The organism is Sphingobacterium sp. WOUb80, from assembly GCF_050058145.1.
Lineage (GTDB): Bacteria > Bacteroidota > Bacteroidia > Sphingobacteriales > Sphingobacteriaceae > Sphingobacterium.
Genome location: NZ_CP165617.1, coordinates 3596295 through 3613323, shown reverse-complemented (window position 1 = coordinate 3613323; position 17029 = coordinate 3596295). Strand labels below are relative to the sequence as shown.

Below are 17029 nucleotides of genomic sequence, written 5' to 3'. Positions count from 1 at the left end.
GCGACATCAAATCAAGATATGAGCGACGCTATTAAACACGAGTGCGGAATCGCACTAATTCGCCTGTTAAAACCCTTATCTTATTATCAGGAAAAATATGGTACGCCATTTTATGGCATCAACAAATTGTACCTATTAATGGAAAAACAGCACAACCGTGGACAAGACGGGGCTGGAATTGCAACCATTAAATTTGATGTTAAACCTGGAAATCGTTACATTTCGCGTTACAGAGCTATGGGCTCTACTGCTGTGGCAGACATATTCGAATATGTACAGAAAAAATTCGCTTCTGTTCAGAAAGCGTTTCCAGAGGAATCAAAAGATACGCAATGGTTAAAAGATAACGTAAGTTTTACCGGAGAAGTACTTTTAGGACATTTGCGCTATGGAACGCATGGAAAGAACAGTATCGAGAGCTGTCACCCATTTTTAAGACAAAACAACTGGATGTCTCGTAATTTGGTGGTAGCGGGTAACTTCAACATGACCAATGTGGATGAATTGTTGCAACAATTATATGAGTTGGGACAACATCCAAAGGAAAAAGCGGATACCGTAACCGTTTTGGAAAAGATTGGTCACTTCCTGGATGATGAGAACCAAGATCTGTTCGATCAATTCAAAAAAGAAGGTCATTCTAATATTGAGATCAGCTCGCTGATTGCCAAAAATATTGATGTTACCAAAATATTGAAGCGTTCGGCCAAAACTTGGGATGGAGGTTACACCATCGCTGGTATCTTTGGTCATGGTGATGCTTTTGTTATGCGCGACCCGGCTGGTATCCGTCCGGCGTTTTATTATCAGGATGAGGAAATCCTGGTTGTAGCATCGGAAAGACCGGTCATCCAAACTGCATTCAATATTCCTATTGGTGCGGTGAAGGAAATTAAACCAGGCCATGCCCTGATCGCCAAAAAAGATGGTACAGTATCCCAAGAGATGTTTAGACAGCCCGTAGAACAACGTTCTTGTTCTTTCGAACGGATTTACTTCTCCCGTGGATCTGATGCTGATATCTATCAAGAACGTAAAGAATTAGGAAGATTACTGGTGCCTCAGGTATTGGAATCTGTCAAAAATAACATCAAAAATACCGTATTCTCGTTTATTCCAAATACAGCCGAAGTATCGTACTATGGCCTAATGGATGGTATCAATGCCTACGTTCGGGATTTTCAAAAAGAGACCCTATTAAATCGCTCAGAAAAAATATCTGATGAAGAATTGGATGAAATCTTGAGTATTAAACCTCGTTTTGAAAAACTCAACGTGAAGGACGCTAAACTGCGTACGTTCATTACGCAAGATGCGGACCGTACAGACATGGTACAGCACGTATACGATACGACGTACGGTATTGTTAAGGATCACGAAGATACCATTGTTGCCATTGACGACTCTATCGTTCGGGGAACAACATTGAAACAAAGTATTCTAACAATCCTGGATCGTCTGAATCCGAAAAAAATCGTGATTGTTTCATCTGCGCCTCAGATTCGTTACCCAGATTGTTATGGTATCGATATGTCACGTATGGGTGAGTTTGTCGCATTCGAAGCCGCAATTAATCTCCTAAAACAACGTGGTATGGCGCATATAATCGATGAAGTTTATCAAAAATGTGTGTTATCAATGACCCAGGACGTTAATGATATCGATAATTATGTCAAAGCGATCTATGCACCTTTTACTGATGAAGAGATCTCGGAAGAAATCGCTCGTATCGTAAGACCTCACCACCTGAAAGCAGAGCTCGAAGTAATTTACCAAACTTTGGATAATTTACACAAAGCTTGTCCAGACCATAAGGGTGATTGGTATTTCTCCGGTGATTACCCAACACCTGGAGGAAACAAGATTGTTAACAAAGCTTATATGAATTGGATTGAAGGAAAGAATGTGAGAGCATATTTCAGTAATTAAGTTCAAAAAAATATCATAGGAAGGGATGCATTTATGCATCCCTTTTTTTTATATTCGTACTCAGAAAATTCTGAATCCTAAATAAAAAAACCAATTAAAGCAAAGGGAATTACTGTCCGTAAATAAATCGATCATGAAGCATATTTTTAAGAGCCTCTATTTTCAAGTCATCGTGGGTATACTTGTGGGGATCATCTGTGGTATCTATTACCCCGATTTTGCTGTTAAGCTAAAACCATTGGGAGATGCTTTTATTAAACTGATCAAGATGGTTATTGCGCCATTGATTTTTAGCTCCATTGTGATCGGTATAGCGGGAATGCAGGATACGAAAAAAGTGGGGAAAATCGGTTTAACCTCCATTATCTATTTCGAGATCATGACAACCATTGCCCTGATTATCGGTCTAGTCTTTGTTAATTGGATACAGCCGGGTACCGGGATGAACGCCGATCCAGCGAGTCTTGATGTATCTTCGGTATCCCATTATATTTCAGAATCCAAGGAGCCACATAGTTTTATGGATTTTATCATCGGGATCATTCCAGGTAATGTGATTGCTGCGGTAGCGTCGGACAACATGTTGCAGGTACTCGTTTTTGCAGTGCTATTTGGGATCGGTATGACAAAAATAGGACAGAAAGCTTCTGAGCCTGTGCTCAATGTATTGCAATCTTTTCTGAAGGTTCTCTTCTCCATTATCAAAATGATCATGTATCTGGCTCCAATCGGGGCAATGGGAGCAATGGGTTTTACGATCGGTAAGTTTGGAATCCAGGCCTTATCTAAACTGGGTATGCTGATGTTGAGCTTCTATCTGACCTGTTTTATCTTCGTGATCGTTGTGATTGGGGCGGTATTGTATTTTTATCTCAAGGTGAATGTTTTTAAGTTTTTGAAATATATCAAAGAAGAGATTTTGATTGTATTGGGGACTTCCTCTTCCGAGTCTGCATTGCCTGGTATCATGCAGAAGATGGAAGATGCAGGCTGTGCTAAACCTGTTGTGGGTTTAGTGATCCCCACGGGTTATTCTTTCAATCTCGATGGGACAAGTATCTATCTGACTATGGCCGCGGTCTTTATTTCGCAGGCCCTCAATATGCATCTCAGCTTGGAACAGGAAATTACCTTATTGTTGGTATTGCTATTGACCTCCAAAGGGGCTGCAGGCGTAACAGGAAGTGGTTTCGTTACCCTTGCTGCGACTTTGCCTGTAGTTGGCCATGTACCGGTAGAATCTGTCGCTTTGATCTTTGGTGTGGATCGTTTTATGAGTGAAGCAAGAGCGATAACCAATTTGATCGGAAATTCAGCGGCAACGCTGGTGATTTCAAAATATGAAGATAGTTTAGACGAGGAGCTCCTACATGAAAAGTTAGGTTCTAAACGATGATTTCTGCAATCAAAAGCTATGATAAAAGAAACTTGGCTCCAACAAAGAAAATGTTTGGAAATCAGCTCAAACTGTTTAAGAATAACTGATAAGGTTCTGTGAGCGAAATACGTATAATGAAGGAATGCATATAATGAAGGAATGCGTATAATCTGTGAGGGGAGTACCTATAAATTATATAACAAAGGGGTTATCCAATTTGGACAACCCCTTTCTATTCAAAACCTTTCGGGTATCTATTAATTCTCTTTTTTGGTATTTTCTATATCTTGAGCCAGATCGATGGCACCAGTTACTTTTTCTTCCAATAGCGCGAGTTTGATCACCTGCGACATTTCAGTCACATAATGGAACTGCATGTCTTTGATATAATCTTCCTTGATTTCCAAGATGTCTTTTTCATTGGATTTACAAAGGATAATATCTTTGATGTTCGCACGTTTTGCGGCAAGGATTTTCTCCTTAATACCGCCAACAGGCAACACTTTTCCACGTAACGTAATTTCACCTGTCATAGCTAATTTCTCCTTCACTTTACGTTGGGTAAATAGCGATGTCAGTGCTGTGAGCATCGTTATACCAGCTGAAGGACCATCTTTTGGAATGGCACCGGCAGGAACGTGAATATGGATATCCCAATGGTCGAAAACACGATAGTTAATGCCGAAATCCGAAGCGTGAGCTTTCAGGTAGGCTAGTGCTATCGATGCAGATTCTTTCATGACATCACCCAAATTACCTGTCAGGCTCAAACGTCCTTTTCCTGGGCTCAGAGAAGATTCTATAAATAAGATATCGCCACCTACGGAAGTCCAGGCCAAGCCCGTTACGACACCGGCAACATTGTTATTTTCGTAGATGTCCTTGTCAAATATTGGAGCACCTAAGATATCGAGCAGATCTTGTTCGTTAATACTCGGACTGTAATCCTTTTCCATGACAATGCGTGTTGCAATACCACGTACCACGGAGCCGATCTTTTTTTCTAATCCGCGGACACCAGATTCGCGTGTGTAATCCTCGATAATCTGTTCGATGATCTTAGACTTTAACGAGACATCTTTGGCTGCCATTCCATGCATTTCGCGTTGTTTTGGCAAAAGGTGTTTTTTCGCGATTTCGATTTTCTCCTCGATGGTATAACCATTCACTTCGATAATTTCCATCCGATCCAATAATGCAGGTTGTATAGAGCTCAAGGAATTGGCTGTCGCAATAAACATCACTTTGGAAAGGTCAAACTCCATTTCGACATAATGATCATAGAAATGCGTGTTTTGTTCCGGATCCAATACTTCCAATAAGGCCGATGAAGGATCTCCCTTGAAATCTGCGCTCATTTTATCGATTTCGTCTAAAATAAACACCGGATTCGCTGCTCCTGCTTTTTTCAGGGACTGGATGATACGACCCGGCATTGCGCCGATATAAGTTTTGCGGTGACCTCTGATTTCTGCTTCATCGCGTACACCGCCCAACGCCATACGGGTATACTTGCGTCCTAAAGCTTTGGCAATAGATCTTCCCAAAGAGGTTTTACCCACTCCTGGAGGGCCTACCAAACAAAGAATAGGCGCTTTCATATCATTTTTTAATTTCAATACCGCAAGGTATTCAATGATACGTTTTTTTACTTTCTCGAGCCCGTAATGATCTTTGTCGAGCACTTTTTGTGCCTTGTTTAAATCAAAATTATCTTTTGTTGTTTCATTCCAGGGCAGATCTAGCAAGAGCTCAAGGTAATTGAGCTGTACCGAATAATCTGCAGCAGCAGGATTGATACGTGATAGTTTTTCGAGTTCCTTTGTGAAATGTTTTTCTACATCAACGTTCCATTTCTTTTTCTTGCCCCGTTTTTTAAGCTCTTCCAGCTCAAGATCAGGGGTGTTTCCACCCAGCTCTTCCTGAATTGTTTTAAGCTGTTGGTTCAAGAAATAATCGCGTTGTTGTTTATCAAGGTCGACACGTACTTTATTTTGAATCTGGTGCTTTAGTTCCAGCATCTGGATTTCTGTTGTCAAAAGCTCCAATAAAAGTTTGGCACGGTTCTCTACTTTAGGTATCTGAAGCAGTTCCTGTTTTCTGATCATTTCGACATTGATATTCGACGAAATGAAGTTGATCAGAAACGAAGGGCTTTCAATATTTTTGATGGCAATACCAGCTTCACTCGGTAAGTTTGGTGACAGTTGAATAATCTGAAGTGCCATTTCTTTTAAGGTAGAAATTGTCGCCTTAAAGTGCTTGGTCATCTTCGGTTTCGCTTCGTTGAATTTCTCCACACGCGCCTTTAAATAAGGTTCGGTTTCGACAATTTCCAACAAGTTGAATCGTTGTTTTCCCTGGATGATGACGGTGGTATTACCATCAGGCATTTGGAGTACTTTAATGATATGAGCTACAGTGCCCACTTTATTTAGTTCTTCAAATCCTGGGTCCTCTACAGTCATATCCTTTTGAGAAACAACACCGATAGTTTTACTGCCTTTATAGGCTTCCTTGACTAATTTGATGGACTTATCTCTACCTACAGTAATCGGAATGACAACACCGGGAAATAATACGGTATTACGTAAAGGCAAAATAGACAATGCTTCTGGAATTTCAGCATTCGCCATGTTATCTTCATCCTCTTGTGTAAGTAAGGGGAAGAATTCGGTATCCTCTGCAACGATTGGAATTGCTTGACTGAAATCAAAAGTTTCGAATTTGCTCATAGTATTTATTTTGTGTATTTGGCAGTCGCTGACATGTTGACGGCTGACTTTCAAATTTTAAGCTTCTATTATTGTTTCCCCTGTATTGCAAGCGGAGTGCCAATTGCTAAAAGTCAGCAAAATTACAAATCTATTTTCTAGAATAGGAAAAAAAGGCAGGTTAAATAAAATTTATCTGCCATTTGTTGGAGAAATAGGCATAATAATTGTAATATTGGAATGTGAAAGGGCGCCGATGTCAGTTTTTAAGTTGAGAGAAATCAATCGGATGCTTTTTTACAGATGTAGAAACGATCACTAGTGATCATTATAGAGTGAATATAAAAACGTAACTATTTAGATATGAATTTAAAATCATTTAAATTGGGTTTGTTTACTGGGGTTTTTGCCTTAGTTGCTTTTAGCGCAAATGCACAACAACCAAAACAAGCTGAGCATAGCAACGCTAATGTGAGAATGGGGCAAAAAGCTCTTTTGGATGGTGATTTCAAGAATGCGGAGTCATACTTGACTAAAGCACTTCCTCAGGAAGGGAAAGATCCGGATGTATTATACATGTTGGGATATTCTCAATTTCAAAATGGTGACTATAAAAAATCAGCTGAAACTTTTGGGAAAGTAGTTGCATTAAACGGTAAAAATGCAAATGCTTTATACTTCAAAGCTAAAGCAACAAACAATCTTGCTGTTCAATCAACAAACAAAACATCTGTTGCCAACAAAGAGCAGTTGTTGAAAGTTGCTATTGAGGATTATTCAAAAGCAATTGCTATTACACCGACGGATTCGAAATTTTATCAAAATAGAGCGATTGCGAATCGTGATTTGGGTATCTTGATTGGAACAGAAGGTACGCCTAACTACAATAAGGCAATGGCAACTGACGCTTATAATAATGCAATCAAGGATTATGAAAAAGTGTTGAGCTTTGATGCATCGAAGAAAGATATCCAGACTGAAATCAAAAAAGCAAAGGTATATAGAGATAACTTGAAATAGTATCACTATTAAACATAGAAAAGGGAATTCCAGCTGGTTTTCCCTTTTTTTGTGCCACTATAAAACGAAGGACTGCCTCATTTCTTCAATAATGATTTAATAATTTTTAGTTTGATAAATTTCAAACGAAATATGCGCTGATACTGTTCTACTCCTAAATCAAATAAGTTACATATGGAAACGAATCGATTGTCAAAGGAAATGCAACAAATTTTAATCAGTCAGATGACGAAAGAAGCTGAGGCCGCGCAGATTTATTTGTCGTTGGGGGTATGGGCAGATGATCAGGGGTATGGCGGAATCGCCAATTTTCTATATAGACATGCCCAGGAAGAGCGAAATCACATGACCAAAATTATGGGTTATATTCTGGAAAGAGGTGGCCGCCCCAGAATACAAGCTATTGCAGCGCCCCCAGCTGATCCGCAATCATTGACAGAATGTTTCAAACGTGTTTTTAAACATGAAGTAGATAATACGGAAGCCATCTATAATATCGTAAACCTGGCAATGGCCGAAAAAGACTGGGCTACATGGAACTTTGCACAGTGGTTTGTTAAGGAACAGATTGAAGAAGAGAAATTAGCGCTGGAATTAATGGATAAATTGAAGATTGCCGGTGGTGACCGAGCTTCAGATGAATCCTTGTTTGCATTGGATTCCTCTTTGGAAGCCATGCCCGACGAAGTGGCCTTGGCAAGAGAAGGAACAGCAGATGACCCCAAATAATTGTTAAATAAAAAGAGGGATCTTCAAGATCCCTCTTTTTTTACGTTATGTTAAGTGTTTATTTTACTTTATGCTAAGAGGAAGGTAAACACCGAAAGTGATGTTTCTACCCATATTGTAGACACCAAAGCTCGTGTCCTCCTGTGAAAGACGTCCTGGGCGCAATCTGCTCAACGCATCGTAATAACGTTTGTTGGTCAAGTTTGAAGCTGCAGCAAATACTTTCAGTTGCTGCGATCCGAGATGTAATGTCGTACCTATTCCTGCGTTCAATAAAGTATAAGAGTTTGCTGGCGTTTCGAAGGTTTCATCAATGCGGTTCTGTTTGAAATAATTGTCCAGCCCCACAGAAACGTAGAACGCATTCAATCCACTAATCTTGGGCTCAAGACGCAATGTATTGTGTACAACGCCAGCTGGAATCAATGCCAAGGGTCTGTTAAAGGTATTGTTCTGTGCATGAGTATAACTAAACGTATTGTCCAGGTGTATCCAGTTTAACAAATGAAAATTTAGACTTCCTTCGACACCGTAAAGATTGGCGTTTACCTGGCCATAGCGATATACGTCGTAGGTATGAGAATCGCCATTTTCACCTACCACGGTTTTAGTGTCGCCTTTTGTTGTTGAGGCATAGATAAAATTGTGGATATAGTTTTCATAAATTCCGATACTTCCTGTAACGATGCTATGTCCAAACTCGAGGGTTGCATCCGCTTGGTAACTTCGTTCAGGTTTCAGGTTTTCATTACCAACTTCATAGCGGTACGTTCCTTCGTGTACCCCGTTGGAACCTAATTCTGCAGGATTAGGAGCTCTAAAAGCCGAACCGGCATTTGCTTTGAAATTGAGGTCTTCACTGAAAATATGTGTATATCCAAGCGCTCCGCTTACATTGCTGAAACTATTTTTAAAACCGGCGAATTGTTCTTCGTCTTCAATAAAGAGTTGTTTTCCTTTGTTGTTGACGTAGTCATAACGTAATCCGACGTTAAAGGTATTTTCGCCCCAGGTTTTCTTTGCATATCCAAAAGCGCCCAATTCCAACTGATCATAGGCCGGAATTAAGAATTCAACACCTTTATTTATACTGTGTTCCTGGCTTGCACTAATGCCAAATACATGTTGCCAGCCATTTTTTTCACTTAAAGAATATTTTGCGTCAAGTGAATAAGTGTTTAGATCAAAGAATAAGGAAGGAGTTGCTTCTTCAAGCTCCCGACGTTGATTTTTTTGATAACCCAGGTCAACTTTTAAATTACCGGTTCCGATGACAAAGTTATTGTTGAGGGCCAGTTTATAGTGACGGATGTCCTGCTTGGGGAAATCCAAAGTACGGCTTTTTGAGTTGATATAAAGTGGATCTCCCGGCTCGGCATCGTAGAAGCCGATATTATTTTTCAGATATGAAAAATTCAAATGAGAGTAGCCCCATTGCTTGTTTAGCCCGAGCATACCACTGAAATTACTGTTGTTAAAACCACTATTACCATATCGGCCTGCCGGTGTGTTATAAGAATAGGCATTTTGATAAGAACCACGACCCCGCCATACGAAGCCATTTTCATTACCGGTCAGCATGACAGAGCTATTGGTCAGTCCGTTGTTGGTGGAATAGCTACTCAATATTTCACCTTTAATCTGGCCTGCAGTAGGAACGTTTGGTTCAAGTACATTGATCACACCACCAATGGCGTCAGATCCGTACATCAACGATGCGGCACCGCGAAGAACTTCTACACGATCCGGTTGATTTTGATCGATCTCAATACCATGTTCATCGCCCCATTGCTGTCCCATTTGTTTGACCCCATCACTCACTGTAACGACACGATTATAACCGAGACCCCGTATAACAGGTTTTGAAATGCCTTGTCCTGTGGTGATCTGGCTTAGACCGGGGACTTGCCGGGCAAGTGCATCGATCAGATTTGTTGCATTGCCTTGAAGTTCGTCCTTGGATATTACGGCAACCGAAGTGCTGTTGCGGCGGCTCTGTGAAGTGACCAGTGTACCCGTAACAACGACCTCGTTGGTTTCAATAATACTTTCTGTCAGGGAAAAATCAACAGTAATATTTTCTGAAGTTAAATCGACGGACTTAACAATGGACTGATAACCTAAAAAACGGACTTCGACCAGGTAACGTCCGCTTGAAGGAAGTGATTTAAAGGTATAGTGACCCTGTTGGTCTGATGATGTGCTCGAACGAAGCTGCTGCAATGAGATCGTTGCACCAGCAATCGGAAGATTTGTTTTGGCGTCCGTTACCTTGCCGCTGATGGTTGAAGCAAGGGCTGGAAGTATGGAGAAATAGGAGACAAGCATAAAAATGCAGCCTATAATTTTAATTTTCATCTGTACGAATAATTTTTACGTATGTAATATCAAGGATAACATAAATTACATTGCTAAGCGGAACCCTAAGGTGCCAGTCTTTGGCCCAGCAATTAAATAATTCATGGCATGGATCAATGATTGTTGAATTCTAAAAACTCTTATGGAAGTTGTTTTATGGCAATAGTGTTATGCGTATAGCAACAGCACTATTGGAATTAGCGTAAAAATTAACCGATGGGGGGACCACGGTTGCCTGAAAGCAACGCTCTGATCATTTGGTCTCCGGTAATAAATAAACCAAATTCAAATTGGCTTACCGGAAGAATTAACTCATCTAGAGCAAAATGAAAAACAATCTGCGGGTGCGAGTTTTGATCACAAATGGAACACTTGGGATGATCTGCATGGTGTTTTTTTGCAGGGCTGTCCACGATGCTGAGGGCAGTTTGCGGATGTGCATGGGTATACACAATGAACTGACCAATTAAGAAGGTCATTAAGAGCACTAAAGCCGCCAGTTTGTTCAATGAGATACCTTTCACGCCGAAATCACTACGTTTAAACCCAAGTTGTTTCTCGAGTTATTTTGTTAATCTGGTCAAAGATAAGGAAAATAAAATATAAAGCAATTGTGTTGCATTAAAAATGCCCTCAAAAATGAATGTTATTCTTGAGGGCGCTATGTACGGTGCTGATCAGCCTGTTTATTTTTTTGAAGGAATCAACTTCCCTACAATCTCATATTGGTTGGCATCTAATCCCTGGACGTCCTGCAATTTGATAATCCGATAGAGTGAGTCGCTGTAGTAATCTAATTTTTCTTGACTATCGTACAAGGTGTTTGTGATTTTTTTGTCGATATGGATGTGCTTCACCTTTTCGTTTCTGTCAAATTCGATCCGTAATTTTTGTATCTGCAGATCTTTCTTCTTAGCCGTAAATTCCGTTACACAGTCGATGGCTTTGACGTCATACAGTGAGGGGTCGAAGTTTTTACTGATGTCAGCAGCTTGAAAGGCAGAGAGTTCATTTTTCCAGTTGCTAATTTTCAGTTCCTTTTGTTCTTTTTCTCCGTCTTTGTTGACAGATTTTAGAACCGAGGGGTTGAGTTGCTGAAGGCGATTGACCTCGGCAGTAAAGAACGAATCAACAGAAAATATGTCTGAAGATTTTTGAGGGTTTTTTGTAGCGGAGGGTGATCCACAGCTCCAAAAAAGCAGAGCACTGCCCAGAAAAAGGGAAAGTGCTCTGCTGCTATTTTTTAGTAAGTTCTTATTCTGATACCAATACATTTCCTGTCATTTCAACGGGGATATTGACGCCTAAAAGTTGTAAGACGGTTGGGGCAATATCACCTAATTTACCATCTGCTATTTTCTTATATTGATCGTCAATCAAGATACATGGAACCAAATTGGTTGTATGTGCCGTATTTGGCGATCCATCTTCATTGACCATAAACTCGGAGTTACCGTGGTCGGCCAAAATAATAAAAGAGTAACCATTTTTAAGGCCTGTTTCAACCACCGTTTTTGTACATTGATCGACAGTTTCTACTGCTTTTATTACGGCGTCAAAAACACCTGTGTGACCTACCATGTCTGGATTTGCAAAATTCAGGCAGATAAAATCAGGTTGAAGTGTTTCCATATCGTTGACGATAGCCTCAGTAATCCCTTGGGCAGACATCTCCGGTTGAAGATCGTAAGTCGCTACCTTTGGTGAGGGAACCAACAAACGGTTTTCACCTTCAAATTGCTGTTCGCGGCCTCCTGAGAAGAAAAATGTGACGTGTGGATACTTTTCTGTTTCAGCAATACGCGTTTGCGTTTTATGATTAGCCTCGAGCACTTCACCCAAAGTGTTTGTTAGGTTATCTTTTTGAAAGACAACTCTGACATTTTGAAAAGTTTCATCATATGACGTCATGGTCACATAATATAGATCTAGTGGTTGTAGATCATATTCTGGAAATGCCTTTTGAGTTAAAGCGATGGTGATCTCGCGGCCACGGTCCGTTCTGAAGTTGTAACAGAATACCACATCACCTTCCTGGATCGTTGCTACAGGGGTACCGCTGGCATCTACCAATGCGATTGGTTTCACAAACTCATCGGTTACACCTTGGTCGTATGATTTTTGGATAGCCGCAACAAGGTCATTTGTTTTTTCACCTTCTGCTTTTACCAAAAGATCGTATGCTAATTTTACACGTTCCCATCTGTTGTCGCGATCCATAGCATAGTATCTGCCTATAGCGGAAGCGAAAGTACCCGTTGTCGTTTCTAAATAAGCCTGTAGATCTTTTACATAACCAATACCAGAGTTTGGATCTGTATCACGGCCATCTAAAAATGCATGTATAAATACTTGATCACTTGTCAAGCCAGCATGTTTTGCAGCATCACATAGGCCTTTTAAGTGCTTTGTATGTGCGTGTACACCACCATCGGAAAGTAATCCGATAAAATGTACCTTCTTGTTATTTTCTAATGCATATTTAAAGGCATCTTGAATGATCGGATCCGAATTGAATACGCCGTCATTGACAGCTTTGTGAATACGTCCCAATTCTTGGTAGACGATTCTTCCGGCGCCAAGATTCATGTGACCAACCTCCGAGTTACCCATTTGTCCTGCAGGTAATCCGACAGCTTCACCAGAAGCCTCTAAGGTCGAGTTTGGATAAGCTTCTAATAAATGATCTAAAAATGGGGTGTTTGCAGCTTCAACTGCATTTGATTTATCATGTTTTCCATATCCCAGTCCATCTAGGATCATGAGTGCAACTTTTTTCTTATTCATCGTATAACAAAGATAATCTTAATTTTAGAATCTATCAACGCATCTTAAAAAGTTCCCTTGTTAATCCCCAATAATTTTATAGGTTTGTGGCATAGTTTATGTTCGGTAAAAAACGGAACTACCTAATGATTGATATGGATGATAGAAGCTGTTCTATAATATGTTGAGCTATATGAAATTTTTAAGCTATTGCGCATTTATACTTATTAATAGTCTTTTTGTACACACTGCGGCCTTTGGTCATTATTTAAGTGAAGTGAATACAGCGGTAAAGGTAGCTTTGCCAGGTGATGATGATTCTTTAGGAAGTATTTCAGAGGAACTGAAATCGTATTTGAAAGAAGGTAATGCAAAAAATATGGCCAAATATTTCGGTTCAAACTTAACCTTGTCTATTTTGGGAGAGAATGGCGTTTATACAAAATATCAATCTGAAATCATGTTGGGTACATTTTTTAATCAGCATAAACCCAAAGCTGTTAAATTGACGCAATCCAGCAATGCCAACAATGGCTATCAATATTTTACATTTACATTATCAACCGAACAAGCCAATTACCGTGTCTTTATTAAGATCGGCGTAGGAAATAATAACCATTCGATTGAAGAGCTGAGAATCGACAAAAATTAAACGGAGCCACGTTTTTTTTATAAATCTATTTTTCTATTAAAAAATTATTCCACATCTTAGCCCAATAAATAGTATTTATGGAGAAGGAAATCAAGGACTATCTGGCCCATTTTGTAAAACAGGCTGTCGAGGAGGATTTGGGCGATGGAGATCATACCTCACTTTCTACGATTGAAACTGGGGCGCAAGGCGAAGCCAAATTGATTGTTAAGGATAACGGTATTTTGGCCGGGGTTGAAGTGGCGCAGGCGATTATTGCCTATATTGACGATACGTTGGCCTGCGAGGTGTTTATCCAAGATGGAAGTCAGGTTAAAGTAGGTGATATTGCTTTCTATGTGAGGGGAAATATTCAAAGTATTTTATTGGCAGAGCGTTTGGTGTTAAATGTCATGCAACGTATGAGTGGCATTGCGACAACTACCCGAAAATACGTAGACCTTCTCAAAGGTACGGATACGAAAGTTTTGGATACCCGGAAAACCACACCATTGTTGCGTGTATTGGAGAAAGAAGCCGTTCGTATAGGGGGTGGGACCAATCATCGTTTTGGTCTTTTTGATATGATTTTAATTAAGGACAATCATGTGGACTATAGTGGCGGTATTGTACCGGCTCTAAAGCGCGCAAATGATTACAGAAAGAACCTAAATAAACCAATAGAAATAGAAATTGAAGTCCGAAATTTTGCGGAGCTTGATGAAGTTCTTAACTTTGGCGAAGTGGACCGAATCATGTTAGATAATTTTTCGCCGCAAGATGTAGCCAAAGCTGTTCAGATTATTGACCATCGATTCAAGACAGAGGCCTCTGGGGGAATAACTTTCGACACGATTCGATCGTATGCGGAGGCTGGGGTAGATTATATTTCAGTAGGTGCTTTGACACACAGTGTAAGGAGCCTGGATCTTAGTCTGAAGGCCAAATTAATATAAGAACTGATTTAATTAATGATATCGATTTATTTAGTAACTGCAGTATTACTAGCTTATTTGTTTGGGTCCATACCTACAGCAGTTTGGTTGGGACAGGCATTTTATGGGGTAGATGTTCGTGAGTATGGAAGCGGTAATGCAGGAGCAACTAACACTTTTCGCGTATTGGGCCCTAAAGCGGGATCGATCGTGATGTTTGTAGATATATTTAAGGGTTGGACGGCAACAAATTTGGCCTATTTAATAGAGCTGGGGCAAAATACAAGCGATGTACAATTTGTCAACTTTCAGTTGGCATTAGGTGTTATCGCGGTATTAGGGCATTTATTTCCTGTTTTCGCTGGATTTAGAGGCGGAAAAGGGGTAGCAACACTCTGTGGTATGATTCTCGCCATCCATACGCCTGCAGCATTGGTCTGTGTATCGGTATTTATCATTATTTTGTTGACCACACACTATGTGTCGCTGGGTTCCATTTCTGCAGGATTTGCATTTCCCTTTAGTTTGGCATTTATTTTTAAAACAACGATACCTTCTGTTTTACTTTACGGAATAGCCATCTGTATCCTGTTGTTGATCACCCATCAAAAGAATATCGAGCGATTATTGAAGGGGCATGAATCCAAGATTTATCTCTTTAAGAAAAAGTCGAAGGAAAAAGAATAGGCACAATAATTGCATCCGCTAAGAGGTATTTAATAATTTATTGTGAAATATCCATGTTGAAAGGGCTGAAATGCCAATAAACATCGCTTGGATATTCCATAAGGCCATTGAAAGAAAATATATACATATGAACGGAATGTTTAAGTATTCGGCTATGGTATTAGCGTGTGTGACACTGGCATCGGGGCTGTCAGGTTGTGCAACTTCAGCTGTTACTGGGAAAAAATATTTGAAATTGGTCAGCGCTGATCAAGTCAACCAACAAGCAGCATTGGCTTATAAAGATTTCTTATCAAAGAATAATAGTAAGGTAGTAACAGGGACAGCAGATGCTGCCATGGTAAAACGAGTGGGTAATAAGCTTGCTACGGCCGTTAACCAATATTTACAGAGTACAGGTCGTGCCAATCAATTTAACTTCAATTGGGAATTTAATTTGGTGAAGAGTGATGACGTGAATGCATGGTGTATGCCTGGTGGTAAAGTCGCGGTATATACGGGAATATTACCAGTAACACGCACAGAAGCAGGTTTGGCAACGGTAATGGGGCACGAGATCGCGCATGCTATTGAGGAGCACTCTGTTGCTCAGGCATCGAATCAGATTGCACTACAATTGGGTGGACAAATTTTAGGTTCAGCGGCAGGTGTATCAGGTAACAGTACGCTGGGTGTTTTTAACAATCTGTATGGATTAGGAGGCAACTTGGCGCAACTGAAATTTTCGAGAAGCGATGAATCAGATGCAGATGCAGCAGGTTTAATCATTATGGCTTTGGCCGGTTACAATCCCAATGAAGCTGTAGATTTCTGGAAACGTATGGCATCGGGTAGTCAAAAAGGGCAGCCTGAGTTTTTGAGTACCCACCCGAGTGATGAACGACGGATTGCGGATATTCAGAAATTGATTCCAAACGCCATGAAATATTATAAAAAATAAGGAGTCAATACAATAGAAAAGCGGAGTATGTCAAGAAGCATACTCCGCTTTTTTTATAAGCTTTATTGAGGACAGTATTATACACCGGCAAAAGCGTCACTAATACCAAGCACTATTCCAACGACCAGTCCCATAAAATTAAAGGCAATGGTGATGATGACCATGATTCCAATAAACTTGTAGTGCTTTTTGAGGGCATCTAAACATAATTCCAGTTGGATACTGTCGCGGTTTTCTATTGCTTTTTTTGCTTTAGATCCAAAATTATAGAGGAAATAGATGGGAAGGCAGAAGAAAGCAAGAAATAAAAGATAAAGTACACCGAATGTGGATAAAGCCCCTGCTGTGACATATTCGTCGGCACCGAGTGACAATGCACTGGCTCCGAAGATGAGACTGACCATGGTTATGGCAGAGATACCGATGAAAATAAAACAGACAATGGCTAAAAAATTGGCCCACTTGGCTGCTGAAGCCAAGAAGGAAAGCCCTGCAGGAGATAGTTTAATATCTGCGGGTTCTTGAAAAGAAGAATTTTGAATACCGTCTTCCATGAAGTATAAATTATTAGGTGTGCGAATTTCTGAAAAGTTCTTGGCTTTTGAAATAAGTTTTTAAAGAAACCATTAAGCAACAACAATCGTTTAGATTTTTTGATAAGATTAGGCTTGCGGTAGCTCAAATGCTACAAAAAACTGAGTTGTTTAATAAAATTCTCGATTGACAGAAAATTAGCTAATTTTTTCCAAAAACTTAAATTCCGATTGGAAGAATGTTGTTACAAAAGAATTTCGCTGATTTGATGTGGAAAATTATTTTTGCTCAGACAGTGCGGAGTGCAATGCTGGTTTAAAACATGTTACAACGTTTTTTTTGCTGATAAATTGTATGTTAATATAGTAAATTTCGTGTGTATTTCATGAAGTATGTGTGGTTTAGTGT

14 protein-coding genes are annotated in these 17029 nt (G+C 40.0%); 8 read left to right on the top strand and 6 right to left on the bottom strand.

Annotated features, from left to right (window positions below):
* The first annotated feature begins 18 nt into the window (after nucleotides 1-18).
* Complete coding sequence (locus AB1Z56_RS15090; protein WP_120336243.1) at nucleotides 19-1929, top strand: class II glutamine amidotransferase; 1911 nt, start codon at nucleotides 19-21, stop codon at nucleotides 1927-1929.
* Nucleotides 1930-2062: 133 nt separating this feature from the next.
* Nucleotides 2063-3325, top strand: a complete 1263-nt coding sequence (gene dctA / locus AB1Z56_RS15085) for a C4-dicarboxylate transporter DctA (protein WP_120336244.1) — start codon at nucleotides 2063-2065, stop codon at nucleotides 3323-3325.
* A gap of 239 nt (nucleotides 3326-3564) precedes the next feature.
* Here dctA and lon read toward each other — a convergent pair whose 3' ends face one another.
* Nucleotides 3565-6042, bottom strand: coding sequence for an endopeptidase La (lon, locus tag AB1Z56_RS15080; protein WP_426789546.1), 2478 nt, complete (start codon nucleotides 6040-6042; stop codon nucleotides 3565-3567).
* Between the two features lie 342 nt (nucleotides 6043-6384).
* Between lon and AB1Z56_RS15075 the strand changes: the two genes are divergently transcribed.
* Together AB1Z56_RS15075 and AB1Z56_RS15070 are read left to right on the top strand one after the other, a co-directional pair.
* Nucleotides 6385-7041 carry a tetratricopeptide repeat protein gene (locus AB1Z56_RS15075; RefSeq protein ID WP_309362354.1) on the top strand — a complete coding sequence of 219 codons (657 nt, stop codon included), beginning with the start codon at nucleotides 6385-6387 and terminating at the stop codon, nucleotides 7039-7041.
* 174 nt (nucleotides 7042-7215) lie between these two features.
* Nucleotides 7216-7770, top strand: a complete 555-nt coding sequence (locus tag AB1Z56_RS15070) for a ferritin (protein WP_309362356.1) — start codon at nucleotides 7216-7218, stop codon at nucleotides 7768-7770.
* A gap of 63 nt (nucleotides 7771-7833) precedes the next feature.
* On the opposite strand, the gene AB1Z56_RS15065 is transcribed toward AB1Z56_RS15070, so the two are convergent.
* From AB1Z56_RS15065 to gpmI, 4 genes are all read right to left on the bottom strand, one after another.
* Nucleotides 7834-10128 carry a TonB-dependent receptor gene (locus AB1Z56_RS15065; protein WP_426789545.1) on the bottom strand — a complete coding sequence of 765 codons (2295 nt, stop codon included), beginning with the start codon at nucleotides 10126-10128 and terminating at the stop codon, nucleotides 7834-7836.
* 209 nt (nucleotides 10129-10337) lie between these two features.
* Nucleotides 10338-10652 carry a hypothetical protein gene (locus AB1Z56_RS15060; RefSeq protein WP_426789544.1) on the bottom strand — a complete coding sequence of 105 codons (315 nt, stop codon included), beginning with the start codon at nucleotides 10650-10652 and terminating at the stop codon, nucleotides 10338-10340.
* 162 nt (nucleotides 10653-10814) lie between these two features.
* Nucleotides 10815-11402, bottom strand: coding sequence for a hypothetical protein (locus AB1Z56_RS15055; RefSeq protein ID WP_426789543.1), 588 nt, complete (start codon nucleotides 11400-11402; stop codon nucleotides 10815-10817).
* A complete protein-coding gene (gene gpmI, locus AB1Z56_RS15050; RefSeq protein WP_426789542.1) occupies nucleotides 11383-12915 on the bottom strand; it encodes a 2,3-bisphosphoglycerate-independent phosphoglycerate mutase in 1533 nt (510 codons plus the stop codon). Before gpmI ends, AB1Z56_RS15055 begins: the two co-directional genes overlap by 20 nt.
* Before the next feature lie 172 nt (nucleotides 12916-13087).
* On the opposite strand from gpmI, the gene AB1Z56_RS15045 reads away from it, so the two are divergent.
* From AB1Z56_RS15045 to AB1Z56_RS15030, 4 genes are all read left to right on the top strand, one after another.
* A complete protein-coding gene (locus AB1Z56_RS15045) occupies nucleotides 13088-13546 on the top strand; it encodes a DUF4783 domain-containing protein (RefSeq protein ID WP_426789541.1) in 459 nt (152 codons plus the stop codon).
* Nucleotides 13547-13623: 77 nt separating this feature from the next.
* Nucleotides 13624-14481, top strand: a complete 858-nt coding sequence (gene nadC, locus AB1Z56_RS15040; RefSeq protein ID WP_426789540.1) for a carboxylating nicotinate-nucleotide diphosphorylase — start codon at nucleotides 13624-13626, stop codon at nucleotides 14479-14481.
* Nucleotides 14482-14496: 15 nt separating this feature from the next.
* Entirely contained in the window at nucleotides 14497-15147 is a 651-nt protein-coding gene (plsY, locus tag AB1Z56_RS15035; RefSeq protein ID WP_145329740.1) for a glycerol-3-phosphate 1-O-acyltransferase PlsY, read from the top strand.
* A 70-nt stretch (nucleotides 15148-15217) separates the two neighbouring features.
* Entirely contained in the window at nucleotides 15218-16087 is an 870-nt protein-coding gene (locus tag AB1Z56_RS15030) for a M48 family metallopeptidase (RefSeq protein WP_426789539.1), read from the top strand.
* A gap of 77 nt (nucleotides 16088-16164) precedes the next feature.
* Here the strand turns inward: AB1Z56_RS15030 and AB1Z56_RS15025 are convergent, their stop codons facing one another.
* Complete coding sequence (locus AB1Z56_RS15025; RefSeq protein WP_309362373.1) at nucleotides 16165-16641, bottom strand: hypothetical protein; 477 nt, start codon at nucleotides 16639-16641, stop codon at nucleotides 16165-16167.
* Between the last annotated feature and the right edge of the window lie 388 nt (nucleotides 16642-17029).